The organism is Paraburkholderia sediminicola, from assembly GCF_046027355.1.
Classification (GTDB): Bacteria; Pseudomonadota; Gammaproteobacteria; order Burkholderiales; family Burkholderiaceae; genus Paraburkholderia; species Paraburkholderia sediminicola_B.
In genome coordinates this window covers 1-13,345 of the sequence record NZ_JAQQEK010000007.1, presented here as the reverse complement: position 1 = coordinate 13,345, position 13,345 = coordinate 1, and the positions used below count along the sequence as shown (strand labels likewise).

12 protein-coding genes and 2 pseudogenes are annotated in these 13,345 nt (G+C 60.1%); 10 read left to right on the top strand and 4 right to left on the bottom strand.

Going from position 1 to position 13,345, the window contains the following annotated elements; translation table 11 throughout:
- Positions 1–411: 411 nt before the first annotated feature.
- Genes hemC through PQR42_RS13865 form a run of 3 tightly spaced genes read left to right on the top strand, consistent with a single transcriptional unit; the run spans position 412 to position 4,651 of the window.
- The gene (gene hemC / locus PQR42_RS13875) at positions 412–1,440 is read left to right on the top strand and encodes a hydroxymethylbilane synthase (RefSeq protein ID WP_408236295.1); all 1,029 of its coding nucleotides are present in this window, start codon (positions 412–414) and stop codon (positions 1,438–1,440) included.
- A complete protein-coding gene (gene hemDX / locus PQR42_RS13870; RefSeq protein WP_408385516.1) occupies positions 1,440–3,458 on the top strand; it encodes a fused uroporphyrinogen-III synthase HemD/membrane protein HemX in 2,019 nt (672 codons plus the stop codon). The genes hemC and hemDX overlap by 1 nt, the downstream gene beginning before the upstream one ends.
- Positions 3,459–3,460: 2 nt before the next feature.
- Entirely contained in the window at positions 3,461–4,651 is a 1,191-nt protein-coding gene (locus PQR42_RS13865) for a heme biosynthesis protein HemY (RefSeq protein WP_408210070.1), read from the top strand.
- 152 nt (positions 4,652–4,803) lie between these two features.
- On the opposite strand, the pseudogene PQR42_RS13860 reads toward PQR42_RS13865, so the two are convergent.
- A pseudogene (locus tag PQR42_RS13860) lies at positions 4,804–5,259 on the bottom strand (hypothetical protein); the annotation flags it as partial.
- A gap of 627 nt (positions 5,260–5,886) precedes the next feature.
- Between PQR42_RS13860 and PQR42_RS13855 the strand changes: the two are divergent.
- The 5 genes from PQR42_RS13855 (at position 5,887) to PQR42_RS13835 (ending at position 8,345) form a co-directional block, all read left to right on the top strand.
- Positions 5,887–6,396, top strand: a complete 510-nt coding sequence (locus tag PQR42_RS13855) for a lipid-binding SYLF domain-containing protein (RefSeq protein WP_408385518.1) — start codon at positions 5,887–5,889, stop codon at positions 6,394–6,396.
- A gap of 253 nt (positions 6,397–6,649) precedes the next feature.
- Positions 6,650–6,976 carry an HdeA/HdeB family chaperone gene (locus tag PQR42_RS13850; protein ID WP_408210076.1) on the top strand — a complete coding sequence of 109 codons (327 nt, stop codon included), beginning with the start codon at positions 6,650–6,652 and terminating at the stop codon, positions 6,974–6,976.
- A 205-nt stretch (positions 6,977–7,181) separates the two neighbouring features.
- Positions 7,182–7,658, top strand: coding sequence for a glycine zipper family protein (locus tag PQR42_RS13845; protein ID WP_408385520.1), 477 nt, complete (start codon positions 7,182–7,184; stop codon positions 7,656–7,658).
- A 73-nt stretch (positions 7,659–7,731) separates the two neighbouring features.
- Complete coding sequence (locus tag PQR42_RS13840) at positions 7,732–8,130, top strand: hypothetical protein (protein WP_408210080.1); 399 nt, start codon at positions 7,732–7,734, stop codon at positions 8,128–8,130.
- A 38-nt stretch (positions 8,131–8,168) separates the two neighbouring features.
- Positions 8,169–8,345, top strand: coding sequence for a hypothetical protein (locus PQR42_RS13835; RefSeq protein ID WP_408210082.1), 177 nt, complete (start codon positions 8,169–8,171; stop codon positions 8,343–8,345).
- A 159-nt stretch (positions 8,346–8,504) separates the two neighbouring features.
- Here the strand turns inward: PQR42_RS13835 and PQR42_RS13830 are convergent, their stop codons facing one another.
- Together PQR42_RS13830 and PQR42_RS13825 are read right to left on the bottom strand one after the other, a co-directional pair.
- On the bottom strand, positions 8,505–9,044 hold the full coding sequence (locus PQR42_RS13830; protein WP_408385522.1) for a GNAT family N-acetyltransferase: 540 nt from the start codon (positions 9,042–9,044) through the stop codon (positions 8,505–8,507).
- Positions 9,045–9,189: 145 nt separating this feature from the next.
- A pseudogene (locus PQR42_RS13825) lies at positions 9,190–9,815 on the bottom strand (tyrosine-type recombinase/integrase).
- Positions 9,816–10,136: 321 nt separating this feature from the next.
- Here PQR42_RS13825 and PQR42_RS13820 point away from each other — a divergent pair.
- Positions 10,137–10,814 carry a methyltransferase family protein gene (locus PQR42_RS13820; protein ID WP_408385524.1) on the top strand — a complete coding sequence of 226 codons (678 nt, stop codon included), beginning with the start codon at positions 10,137–10,139 and terminating at the stop codon, positions 10,812–10,814.
- Between the two features lie 231 nt (positions 10,815–11,045).
- On the opposite strand, the gene PQR42_RS13815 is transcribed toward PQR42_RS13820, so the two are convergent.
- Positions 11,046–12,461: an IS1182 family transposase gene (locus PQR42_RS13815; RefSeq protein ID WP_144140717.1), complete on the bottom strand. Its 1,416-nt coding sequence runs from the start codon at positions 12,459–12,461 to the stop codon at positions 11,046–11,048.
- A gap of 344 nt (positions 12,462–12,805) precedes the next feature.
- Between PQR42_RS13815 and PQR42_RS13810 the strand changes: the two genes are divergently transcribed.
- A partial coding sequence (locus PQR42_RS13810; protein ID WP_408493652.1) for a hypothetical protein occupies positions 12,806–13,345 on the top strand: 540 nt, incomplete at its 3' end.

Here is a 13,345-nt window from a genome sequence, read left to right as displayed (position 1 = left end):
TGGGTTTCCTCAGGGAAGCCAGGGTCTGTTGAGTGATGAACTGCTACTGCGGAACTGCATTATGAACTGCAACGTGAACTGCAAAGGGAACTGCGCGAAACGGCATGCGCCGATGGCGATACGCCTGAGAGGAGACTGTGCGCCTGAACGGTGCCGCGCATCCGCACGACACTTGTTCGAGGCACCTGCGGCACCTGAGCGACGTCAGGCCGCATTGCATCATCCCGCATGCGGCGGCCCGGTGCGCGAACGACCGTGCGTGAACAGGCTGGGATGGGGCACGCGCGCGCCGCGCGAAGCCCGTCTCCTCCATCGATACCGCTTCAGCACGGCGCTTGGCCGCGTCTTGAGACGCAAGGGCGCGTGCTAACATTGTTCGTTATTACATCCCGTCATTCGATCAGCAAGCTAATGAACACCGAGACGTTTTCCACGCCACCCCACACGCTTGTGATTGCGTCGCGAGAAAGCCGCCTGGCCATGTGGCAAGCGGAGCATGTGCGATGTGCGCTGCACAAATTATATCCATCTTGTGACGTAAAAATCCTCGGAATGACAACTCGTGGCGATCAAATTCTCGATCGCACTTTGTCGAAGGTTGGTGGTAAGGGCCTCTTCGTGAAGGAACTGGAAGCCGCTCTCGCCGATGGCCGCGCCGACCTCGCCGTGCACTCGCTCAAAGACGTGCCGATGGAATTGCCCGAAGGCTTTGCGCTGTCCACCATCATGGAGCGCGAAGATCCGCGCGACGCGCTGGTCTCCAACGACTACGACTCGCTCGCCGCGCTGCCGGCCGGCGCCGTGGTCGGCACCTCCAGCCTGCGGCGCGAGGCCATGCTGCGCATGCGTTATCCGCACCTCGAAGTGCGGCCGTTGCGCGGCAATCTGGACACGCGTCTGTCGAAACTCGATCGCGGCGATTACGCGGCGATCATTCTGGCCGCAGCCGGTCTGAAGCGTCTGGGTCTGGGCGAGCGCATCCGCGCGCTGCTCGATCCCGAAGACAGCCTGCCCGCGGCAGGCCAGGGCGCGCTCGGCATCGAGATTCGCGCCGACCGCGCGGACCTTGCGGCATGGCTCGCACCGTTGCATCACGACCACACGGCAGCCGCCGTCGAAGCGGAGCGCATGGTCTCGCGCGCGCTCGGCGGCAGTTGCGAAGTGCCGCTCGCCGCGTATGCCACGTGGCGTGACGGCGCGCTGCATCTGCGCGGCATCGTCGCCACGCCCGACGGGCAGCGTGTGTTGAGCGCGCAGGCGTCGGCGCCCGCGCCCAGCGTCGAACGCGCCATTGCGCTCGGCCAGGAAGTGGCGAGCGCGCTCGAGCAGCAGGGGGCGATGGAGATCGTTCGCGCGCTCAGCACCGCCGGCGGTCCCGCCGCTGCGAAGCAGGGCACGGCGGAAGACGGCGCGGCGGACAGCGCGGCGTCCGGCGAGTGATGGCGGCCGATATCCCCGGCAACACATCCCCATCCGTCGACAAGGCGGCGTTCACGGTCGTGATTACGCGACCGGCCGGTCAGTCGAACGAACTGATCGCGCGACTCGCCGCGGCCGGCATCGCCACGCTCGACTTTCCGCTGATCGACATCGCGCCCGTCACCGACGACGCGCCGTTGCGCGCCGCGTTGGCTTCGCTCGAACGCTATGCGCTTGTCGTGTTCGTATCGCCGAATGCCGTCGATCACGCGTTTGCCCGCAGCGACGCGATCTGGCCGCATGCGCTGCCGATCGGCGTCGTCGGACCGGGCAGCGTGCAGGCGCTGGCGCGCCACGGCGTCGCGGCACCGGCGTACAACGTGATCAGTCCGCCGTCTGGCGCCGATGAAGACACCGCGCGCTTCGATTCCGAAGGCCTCTTCGCGGCGATCGACACCGCGCTTGATGCGACCAGCCTCGAAGGCAAGCGTGTGCTGATCGTACGCGGCGACGGCGGCCGCGAGTGGCTGGCCGACCGTCTGCGCGAAGCGGGCGCCGAAGTCGACACGGTCGCGGCGTACCGGCGCCTCGTGCCGGAACCGTCGATCGGCGGCTGGGCGCGCGTGCACGAGTTGCTCGCGGGCGTGCCGCACGTGTGGCTGCTCACCAGTTCCGAAGGCGTGCGCAATCTGCACGAACTGGCGCAAGACCACCTCACCGCCGACGAGATCGTGCAGCTCAAACGCGCCACGCTCGTCACGCCGCATCCCCGTATCGCGCAGACCGCGCGGGCATTGGGTTTTGATAGCATGACGGTGTCCGGCGCGGGCGATGAGCGCATTGCCCGAGCGCTGATTGCCGCCGTCCCGCCCGTAGTCCAACCGGTATCGTCCAATCCGGCTCATTCACCGGCTAAATCACGCATGACTGAAACGAACGCATCCACGAACGCTTCACCCCAGCCGGCCGCGACCACTGCGTTGCCGCCGAATCAACCCTTCACGCCCTACGAAGCGCAAAAGCGCCATAGCGCGAGCGGACCGCTGCTGTGGTTTGTCGTCGTGATCATTGCTTGTGCCGCGGGCGTGGGCGGCTATGCGCTTAATCGCAAGGTGGAGCGCACGGAGCAGCAGATCGTGCAGCGCCAGCAAGCCAACGACACGCAGACCAACGAGCTGCGCATCAAGACGGATCAGGCGCTCGCCACCGTGCATCAGTCGGACTCGCAGGTCGCGCAACTCGAAGGCAAGCTCGCCGATGCGCAAGCCGGGCAGCAGGCGCTGCAACAGCAGTACGCGGATCTCGCGCGCAATCGCGACGACTGGACGCTCGCCGAAGTCGGCCAGATGCTCTCCGCAGCCAGCCAGCAGTTGCAGCTCACCGGCAACACGCAGCTCGCGCTGTTCGCGCTGCAAAGCGCCGACACGCGTCTCGCCGCCTCGGACAGTCCGCAAGCGGCGACCGTGCGCAAGGCCATCGCGCAGGACATCGACAAACTCAAGGCCGCGCCTTCCACCGATCTCACGGGCATGGCCATCAAGCTCGACAACGCGATCGACCAGGTCGACGAGCTGCCGCTCTCGGGCGAAGCACCGATCGCCCATGCCACGCCGCAAGCCGCGACCTGGGCCGACACGGCGAAGGTGGCCGCCGCCACCGGCGAGCCGCGCTGGAAGGTGTGGTGGCGTGAAGTGAGCACCGGCATCGGCCAGCAGTTGACGAGCCTCGTGCAGGTGCGCCGCATCGACAACGCCGACGCGATGCTGGTCACGCCCGATCAGGGCTACTTCGTGCGCGAGAATCTCAAGCTGCGTTTGCTGTCGGCGCGTCTCGCCTTGCTCTCGCGCAACGAGACCACGCTGAAGTCCGACCTGCAGGCGGCGCAAAATGCATTGACGCGCTACTTCGACAATTCGTCGAAGAAAACGCAGACCGTCGCGGATCTCGTCAAGCAGGTGCAAGCGGGCTCGGCCGCGGTTGAACTGCCGAATCTGAACACGAGCCTGCAGGCCGTCAATCAATACCGGAGCCGAGGTTAATCATGGCGATCCGGGGACTTCTATGGCTTGCGTTGCTGTTCGCCATCGCGGTGGTGCTGGCGGTGGTCGGACGCTTCGACATGGGGCAGGTGCTGTTGATCTATCCGCCGTACCGCGTCGATATATCGCTGAATCTGTTCGTGGTCGGGCTGGTGGTGCTATTCATCCTGATGTATGCACTGCTGCGCATCTTCCGCAATATCTGGCGCATGCCGCAACGCGTGGCCGCTTATCGTGCGCGCTCGCGTGTCGCGAAAGCGCATGCCGCGCTGCGTGACGCGATCGGCAACCTGTACGCCGGGCGTTTTTCGCGTGCTGAGAAAGCCGCCAAAGACGCGCTCGCGAATGGCGACAACAAGGGCGCGGCCGGTTTGATCGCGGCCACCGCGGCGCATCGCATGCATGAATATGCGCGGCGCGACGAATGGCTCGCTCAGATCAACGAGGCCGACTGGCAGGACGCACGTCTGATGGCCACCGCCGACATGCGCGCCGACGGCCGTGACGCGGACGGCGCGCTGACCGCGCTGACTGAAATGCAGTCGCAGGGTGCGCGGCGCATTCACGCGCAGCAGATCATGTTGCGCGCGCAACAGCAGTTGAAGAACTGGGGCGAAGTGCTCAAGCTCGTCAAGATGCTGGAAAAGCGCGAAGCGATTCATCCGGCGGTGGCGGTGCGTTTGCGCCAACTCGCGGCGGAAAACCTGCTGCGTGACCGGCGTCACAATGCCGATGCGCTGCTGGAGTTGTGGAATTCGCTGTCGCCCATCGAGCGTCATTCACCGCGTCTCGCGGATCTCGCAGCCGAACTGCTGGTGGCGCTGAACCGCCCGCAGGAAGCGCGCAAGATCGTCGAGGAAGCGCTCGCGCAGAACTGGGACGCGCGCTTGCTGCGCCGCTATCCGGATACGACCGCAGGCGACGCGTTGCCGCTGATCCAGAAGGCCGAAGCGTGGCAGAAGGATCGTCCGGAAGATGCGGACTTGATGTTCGCGCTGGGCCGCTTGTGTCTGCATCAGCAATTGTGGGGCAAGGCGCAATCGTTCCTCGAACGCGCGCTGAAACTCGCGGACAACGAGACGCTGAAGATTCGCTCGCATCGCGCGTTGGCGCGTTTGCATGAGCAGCTCGGCGATGCGGACAAGGCGAGCCAGCACTATCGCGAGAGTGCGTTGGCGATGAATATCGTTTGAGGGTTTTTTGAGCGGCGCGTGTGTGATTGTTGGTGCGCTGGTTTGAGAGCTTGAAATTGCTGGTTGATGAGTTGATGGCCGCAGCGGATGCTGCGGCCATTTTTTATTTGTGCTTCCTGCTGTGCCTGTTCTGTCGTGCTTGATTTGATCGCTTAGTGCGGTGCAGTGGACGGTTGTTGCACGCTAGTGGAGGACAACCTGATCATCGCGCTTTTCGTGGATGGCTTTTTGCGGGGCGAAGCGTTTGCTTCTTCGATGGGCGCTCTTGCTCTCTGCGATGCTTCAGCCAGCAAGTTCGTCGCATGTTGCGCCGTGAGGCGGCTGCGCGGGATGCCCTTCGCGTCGAGTGCAATCACCTGGAACAACTCGCGGTCGCATTCGAGTTCCTGCTGATACTGCTCGGCCGTGTCCACTAGCAATTCCAACAGCGTCCGATGACGCTTTCTTTCGTCGCGTGTAATCGCAGGATTTCTAACTATCGATGACGCAAGTGTGATCAAAGTGTCCAGTTGACCCACCTGCCGGTCACATAAATCGAACGCGGAAAGGGCAAGCTTTTCGTACTGGAGTGCGTCGACTGGCGGACGCGAAGCCGGTTGATTTTTGACGCGGCAAAATCAAATGACATCTCGTCTGAAACCGTCAAAGGCTGCTCGTTCGACCATTTCCCAATTGAAGGTCTGTCCGACCGTCACGCGCTCGCCTTCCGAGAAATACGATAGAAACAAGCAGTACCCCTCGTCCACGCGCTCATCAGACGGCACACAGTTTGCTTTGTCGCATCTATTTGCCACGGGATTTCCGAAGTAACAGGATCGCGGTCGGACAGTGGTTCACGTATTGTCAGCGTCAGTTCGCACTCCACGTAGCGTGCGCTACCAGCATTTAGATGCTGTGTCTGTCGCTGTACCTCCCGGATTCGGGATAGCGTCAGGGGTATCACGGCATTCGTCTGTTGCCGATAACGCCGCCTCTGGTGAGGCCCCCCACGAATTTGTACGTGAAGTGCATGCACAGTGCGACTGCGTATCGACCTGTATGAGACCAAAGGCCAATTGCCTTTCAATGGCGCGGCTACATATATTGATTCCAACCAATAAGGGTCGCAGGCCAGATGACGGCTCGCTACCGCGTTGCAATCGCCAAAGGGAGTGCGCATGCTTAAATCAGTTCGCTACGTCGCAGTTCTTTCACTCCTGACCGTCGCCGCAGCCTGTTCGACTGGCGGGAGTTCCATGTCCGGGTCCCAGTCGACGACAGCCACGCCGGTGGCGGAGGACGCCGTTCTCAAGCAGGACAGTCTCGCTGCGCTGCAAACCTTGTACGCAAAGGAACCCAAGGCAAAAGAAATTGGCGATAGATCGAAGGCGATACTCGTCTTTCCAAACCTGGTTAAGGCAGGCTTTATCGCCGGCGTGCAAGGGGGGGACGGCGTGCTGATCGAGAACGGGAAAATCACTGGCGTTTATAACAACACGGCCGTGTCGTATGGGTTGCAGGCCGGCGTCCAGACGTTCGCGGAAGCCATGTTCCTGACGACTGACGCTGCGGTGAATTACCTCCATAGCAGCGATGGATGGTCGCTCGGCATGGGCCCAAGCGTCGTCGTCGTGGATGCAGGAAAGGCGAGATCACTGACCACGACCACGCTCCAGTCCGACGTTTATGCGTTCATTTTCGGGCAGCAAGGGTTAATGGCCGGTCTTGGGCTGCAAGGCCAGAAAATCACGCGTCTCAGAGGTTAGCGCACCGGCGTCGATCGCATCAGCGCTTAGGGCGTCAGGCTATTCGCTCCAACTCCGGGAAAAAGTCGACCTTCGCGGTGGCCGCTGCCATCGCGACGCCCCCGCGCGAGCTCGCCTCCCTCAACTTTCCACGCGATCCCGGCCCGCGTCGCCGTACAGCGCGGCAAGTTCTGCGACCAGATCCGGCGGCCGCAAGACGATTGCTTATGTCAACCAGACAAACTCTCAGAACCACCGTCGTAAGGAAAGCATCATGAAATATAGCGTTGTTGCTGCACTTGCCATAGGGCTTGGCTTAGAGTTCTCCGCCTTGGCTCAAACGGGCAAGGAAATAAGTCCCGCGAAAATGAAATGCGAGGACTTTGTCGCGGTCGATGAGGTGTACCGACCGGCCCTCGTCTACTGGGTGGCGGGCGTCGATCATCTCGGGGTACGCGAGACCGACACGATGGTAGTCGACACCGCAACGCCCGTCGCCTTAATCGTCGGCGAATGCAAAAAGACGCCGAAGGCATCGTTCAAGGCCAAGGTCCGAGCGCTCTATAAAAGCGGCCAGATCACGCTCTTCGACCATCATTGAGAATGGTACCGGCAGCGCTATGCATTCAGATCGATGAGCGATCCGGCATGCCGCGTGACAATCGACCATTGAGTTGATTGCGTCGAAGTGCATCACCGGGTAGTGAAGAGGGCGGCATTCTGGAGTTGCTCGCATCGGTGCCCGAGCATGAGCACCGGTCATTCAGGTGGGCGTCCGGTCGCCAGGATTTATGGGACTTTGAGCCATGCAACGAACTGTTCGGTACTGGATTGGCCTGGCGATGCTCACGCTCAGTTTCGCATCACAGGCGCAGCAACCCATTATCTATCCCGCTCGCGGTCAGAGCTTGGAGCGCCAGCAAACCGACACGGCGGAATGCCACTCGTGGGCACAGCAGACTACCGGGGTCGACCCTGTCGCGCTCGCCGAGCGAATGGCGAACAGCCCGCCCCCACAGCAGCAGGGCCAGATGATGCGCGGCGCGGCAGGCGGCGCACTGTTCGGCACACTAATAGGCGGCGCGGCCGGGGGGCACTGGGGTGAGGGAGCAGGAATCGGTGCGCTCGTGGGCACGATGGGGAGCGGCATGCGCATGCGGCGCGAGCAGCAACAAATGGCCGCGCAGCAGCAAGGCATGCAGCAGCAGGCGTCGAGTCAGCTTGCTACCTATAACCGCGCAGTCGCAGCTTGCATGACCGGACGCGGCTATACCGTCCAGTAACCGTCGCACTTCACTCACCGAACCTGTGACTGTGCTTTCGCTTACTGGTTCGTCCAGGACAGAAGGAGCCATCATGCTGAAGATTGTGTCGGCCACCGCTCTCGCGGTCCTGGTTTGTGCCACGCCGTCAACGGTGCTCAGCGCAGACTTCGACGGCAGCAAGCCGTTGTTGTGCGCTACCATCGACACGCACTTCTGTGACGTGGGTGAGGTTTGCTACCGGACGCTACCCGCGACGCTCGGCGCACCGCAGTTCATCCGCATCAACTTCGCAAAGAAGACCATTGCTGGGCCGCAGCGCACGACCGAAATCCAACACATGGAACGCAGCGATGGGCAGTTGCTTCTTCAAGGCACCGAGTTGGGCTATGCCTGGAGCGTTGCGCTCGATACAAAAGCGGGCACGATGTCCACGACGCTCGTCAACCGCGAAGATGTGTTCGTGCTTTTTGGGGCCTGCACCCCGTCTTAATTCCAGTAGCCGTTTGATCACGACACAGGCGCAAACTGATGAACAGGCGTCTGCTATGGCTCGCGATGGTACCGGGGTTGCTGCTCGCCGATGTGGCCGTCGCTCAGTATCCCATCATGGATATGATCGCCGACAACCTTGTTCAAAAGTACCAAAAATCGTCGTGTGAGCAACTGCGTCGTGAAAGAGCCGAAAAAAAGGGCCGCCCCCCCTGATCATCGGCATGGCGCCGCTACGGACGATTATTGCCAATTACTCTGACAACGGGCGCGAAACCTGACTCTGAATGACTCCAGTGGACCGATGATCAGCCGTTCGGCGCCGCCTCATGATTGGCTCTTCATGAGCCGACACTTGCCCAACCGAGCGCAAGTTCAAGCTAGTTTTGAATAGACTCGCGTGTTTCGCAAACTACCGTCCGGGGCGCGCCGTTCCTGCCGCAACACACCTTCTAGTTGCATCCCAATGCGCTCACAAAGTCGAATGCTCCTTGCGTTCAAATCGTCGCAGATCGCCTCGACTCGCTTCGCCCCGAAACGGGAAAAAGCATAGTTTGCCAAGCCATGGGCGGCTTCACTGAACAACCCCCGCCCCACAAGCGACGACCTTCCCCAAAAACCGAGTTCAAAAACTGGAACGGCCCATCTGGGCCGGTGAAGACCGCCGCAGCCCACAACGATGCGTGACGTCTTATCGATAAACAGAAACGGAAAGTCTTTTCTTGCTTGAAAATTTGCGGAACCCGCAAGGCAAAACGACTCGGACGTATCAATTGATGGTGTTCCGAGCGCCCATGGCATGGACGCTGGGAAGCGCCTCAGTTCCGTTAATGCGTCGACGGTCGCGTCGAATAGCTCAGGACCGTCACCAGACCGAGGGCACCTGATGACCAGACGGTCCGTTTCAAACGACATAGGTAGATTTGGAAAGGTCAATATCGTCGAGAACGTAGGCAAAATGCTGATGCACTAAATTGTCGACGATTCAGCCTGGCTTGTCGACCGGCCGTTTTTGGCCGGACAGCGACCAAGGGTCGATCGCTGCCTGGCTGGGCGAACATTAAACCTCGGTCTGTTCCGCCATTTCAAGCGCATCTTCGACTTCGATGCCAAGGTACCGCACGGTACTCTCAAGCTTGGTATGCCCAAGGAGCAACTGAACTGCGCGCAGGTTTTTCGTGCGGCGATAGATCAGCGACGCCTTTGTCCGACGCATCGTGTACGTGCCGTATGAGGAGTCATCCAGTCCGATCGATGCGACCCACCGGTGCACTAGCCGCGAGTACTGACGCGTCGAAATATGCGGCGATCCGTGGAGACGGCTTGGGAACAGGAAGTCGGGCGCAGTCAGTGTCGCCGCCTTGATCCACGCTTCTACGCTGTCCCGCGTCTGCTGCGTAATCTCGAACTGCACGGGTCGTTGCGTTTTCTGCTGCATGACCGTAGCCCTGCTGGCGACCTGGTGCCATGGCAAACGTCGCAAACTCGCAGCCTGGTCAGATCGCATGCGCGCAACTTGCTGTCGATCGCCAGGTTGAAAATTGCGAGGTCGCGGACTCGCTCCGAAAGCTGGAGACGGATCCGAATGGCCCAGATTTCCTTAAGCTTCAGCGGAGCCTTCTGCCCAGTGAGCTTGCCCTTGTTCCACGGTGTTCTAGCGGCGGTTCCTTCGTCAGTTGCTTTCATGACTATCTCCTTTCAAGTGAAGGGAGATGTAGTCTGCGCGAGTCGTGAGCGGGCACTGTCCGACCCTGAACTATCGGTCATCGCCCTCCAGAGCGGTCGTCGGTAATCAAGGAAGCGGCCGTTCAGGGACTCGCGCCGGGCCATCTTCCGCGAGGCAAAAGAGATCTCGGGCGCCTCGGGGGCCGTTCAAGAAGTCATGTGGGAAAAGATCTATCCGCGCAACCCGCGTGCTTACCCGAACCGAACGAGGTTCGCTCCGAGTTCGGATCGTGCTTAGGCCGCGCATTGCAGGGGTGGAGCGGAGGGGATACGATTCATGTCATGGATCCGCTCTACAAGAAAGCCATCGCCCAAGGAGTAGTGGGGATGGCTGTATTCGTCGCCTTCATTTTCTTGCCTGCGGGCACGTGGCGCTACTGGCAAGGATGGCTCTTTATCGCAATCTTTTCCGTCTCGACCATTGGCTTCACCGTCTATCTCGCCCTCTACGACAGGCCGCTTCTCGAGCGCCGCATGAATGCCGGACCACAGCATGAGAAAGAATGGTCGCAGAAGATCATCGTGTCGCTCATCATCCTAGCCTTTTTTCTCTTCCTCACCCTACCTCCACTCGACTATCGCGTCGGACTTTCACCCGTACCTGCTTACCTGTCCTTTGTAGGGGAAATGGTGATCGTATTGTCATTCCTCTTTATTTTCTGGGTGCTGAAGGTCAACAGTTATGCAGCCGCCAACGTTAGTGTTGCGGATGATCACAAAGTGATCGACACGGGCCCCTACGCGTATGTTCGTCATCCGATGTACGCTGGCGCGCTCTGGCTTTTCATCGGCATGCCGCTTGCACTCGGCTCTTGGCTCACGATCTGTCTCGTCCCGCTAATCCTGCCGGTGCTTTTCTGGCGGCTTCTTGATGAGGAAAAGATCTTGCGCCGCGACCTTTACGGCTACAACGAATACGCAAGCCGTGTGCGCTATCGTCTCATCCCGCATGTCTGGTAGGAATGGGGCCACCCATTACAAGAAATCAGTGTGCCCGGGGGTGTAGAGCAGGAGGTTTATTGGCAATGTCCGCTTTGTGGCCAAGCAGATCGACAGGTCGAACGACGGAAACTGGCCGATTCTGTTGAAAAAGTCGAGTTTTGATTTGGGGCACGGGCTTTGGCAATACGTTTCGAGCTGGAAAATTCAGGGAGGCGGCGTTCCTGCAAGGCGCGACGCCCCCGTTTCTCGTCATGTAGCTGCCTGGTTTGTCTGCTTACCGTCAGGCATGAGCCATTTGGCCATTCTTCGCAGATTTTGCGCAGTTGCTGCCATCAGAAACTCATCATGGGCACCGCTTGGACCACGCAGTCGCAAGCGATCAAGTTTGAGGATGCGTTTGAGGTGGGCGAAGAGCATTTCCACCTTCTTTCGCTGCCGGCGCGACTGTTTGTATTCTGGGGTTGTCGCGATGCGCCTCGCTTCATCACGTGCAGCTTCATGGATGCTGCGCACGATTTTGCGAAACTGCATATTCGGGCAACATCGATCCTTCATCGAACAGCCATCACAGTCCATCTGACTTGCTCGGTAGACGATGGTGTCTGCTTTCGTGATGTGCGTGCGTGGATTCTTCAGTGGACGCCAGTCGCTGCGTAGCGCGTTTCCCGCAGGACATCGATACTCGTTGGCCTGTTCATTCCAGATGAATTCGCTACGTGAGAACGTATTGTCCTTGCGCGTTGTTTTATCCCAGACCGAGACGTGCGGCTCGATGTGTTTCTCGTCAACCATCCAGCCAAGCAGCGCCGCTGTGCCGTATGCAGTGTCACCTACCAGTCGGCGAGGCTTCAGGTCCCGTTGGTGTTCAACACGATCGATCATTGTCCTGGTTGATTCGACCTCTTGGGACTGGTTCGCCGGCGTCGCTTCAACGTCAACAATGATCCCTGCCTGCAGGTCAATCAGGTAATTCGTCGAATAGGCAAAGAACGCGGGACCACCAGGTGCAGCCGTCCATCGTGCAGCAGGATCAGTCAGGGATATCTTCTTTGGAGGTGTCGAAGACACTGCTGGCTCTGACGTGTCCGCTTCCACCGGATTGGTTTGCGCCAGTGCCTCAAGATATTCCCGCACAGCCCGGCTCTGGCCGTCGGCACGTCCCCAGTCGATAGGTTCTGTTCCCGGCACTCCGTTCGCACGACTCGCGTCGGCCTTGATGATGCTTGCGTCAATCGCGAATCCCTCACCCTTGACAAGGCCCTCGGCCATGCAGCGACTCAGCACAGATTCGAACACGTGACGCAACAGATCGCTATCGCGAAAGCGTCCGTGACGATTCTTTGAGAACGTCGAGTGTTCCGGTACGGCATCCTCCAGACCTAACCGGCAGAACCAGCGGTATGCGAGGTTCAGATGCACCTCTTCGCATAGACGTCGCTCGGACCGGATGCCAAAGCAGTAACCCACGATCAACATCCGGATCATGAGCTCCGGGTCAATTGATGGACGGCCTATCGGGCTGTAAAACGGTGCGAGGTGCTGACGCAGATCTCGCAGATCAAGGAAGCGATCAATGCCTCTCAACAGGTGTGATTGCGGGACGTGGTTGTCGAGGTTGAACGAGTAGAAGAGCTTGTCCTGTCCGCTGTCCAATCGACCCATCATGACGATTCACTCCCGTCGTTCGATGTCTTCCAGGATACCCAACAATCCGCATCTACGGCGACTTTTTCAACAGAATCGGCCGACTACTGCCAGATAGTCGGTAACGTCACCAGGCGGTCAATCGCTGTTGTCCAAGGCCTCGACGGGGATAAGGGGATAACGCCGCGAGACATTGCCAGTGGACGCGATGCTTTTTCTCCGTCTCGGTATGCCGTTGGTCATCGTCGGCATAAAGATAGATGCTCGTTGTCTTGATCCCCTCACGCAGAGTGAAAAGCTGCCATCCGAACTAACTGCCGTTCCGATGCAAAATCCGCGGCGCCATTCCACGTTGGCGCTCACCATTGCGTGGTTTCCTGACGCATGCCACTTCAGTGCATATTGCCGCCCGTGTCGAGGCCCCGGAACATCGCAGCGGTCTGGACCACCGGCACGTGAAGTTGTATCGTTTGAAGAGGGGAGCGGAAACGTTTGCTGAAATTCCGCGCTGGAACGGCACGGGTTCGTTTCATCACATTGCGACGCCAGGGGATTTGATGGCACGCACGCTGACAGTCGGACGGCGGATTCTTTGGGTGCTCATGCTCTGCATTGCCGCGACATGTCTGGCAACTGGTGCAGCGCTGCTGTTCGAGTTGTCGGTCGTCAGCCGCGCGGTGAGCGATTTCAATCAGGACGAGACACGGGAACGGGCACGCATCGCCCATGGTGGGCAGGTTACGCTCGATGAGCGCCTTAATCCGGCCTACCTGAGACGCTACGATCTGGACCCGGGCCAATACACCGACAGTCAGGGCCATTTTTCACCAACGGGCGCCGACTGGCAGCGATGGAGGCTTCGAACCAAAGCGGCCGCGACGGTGATGTGGCTCGGCCACGATCCT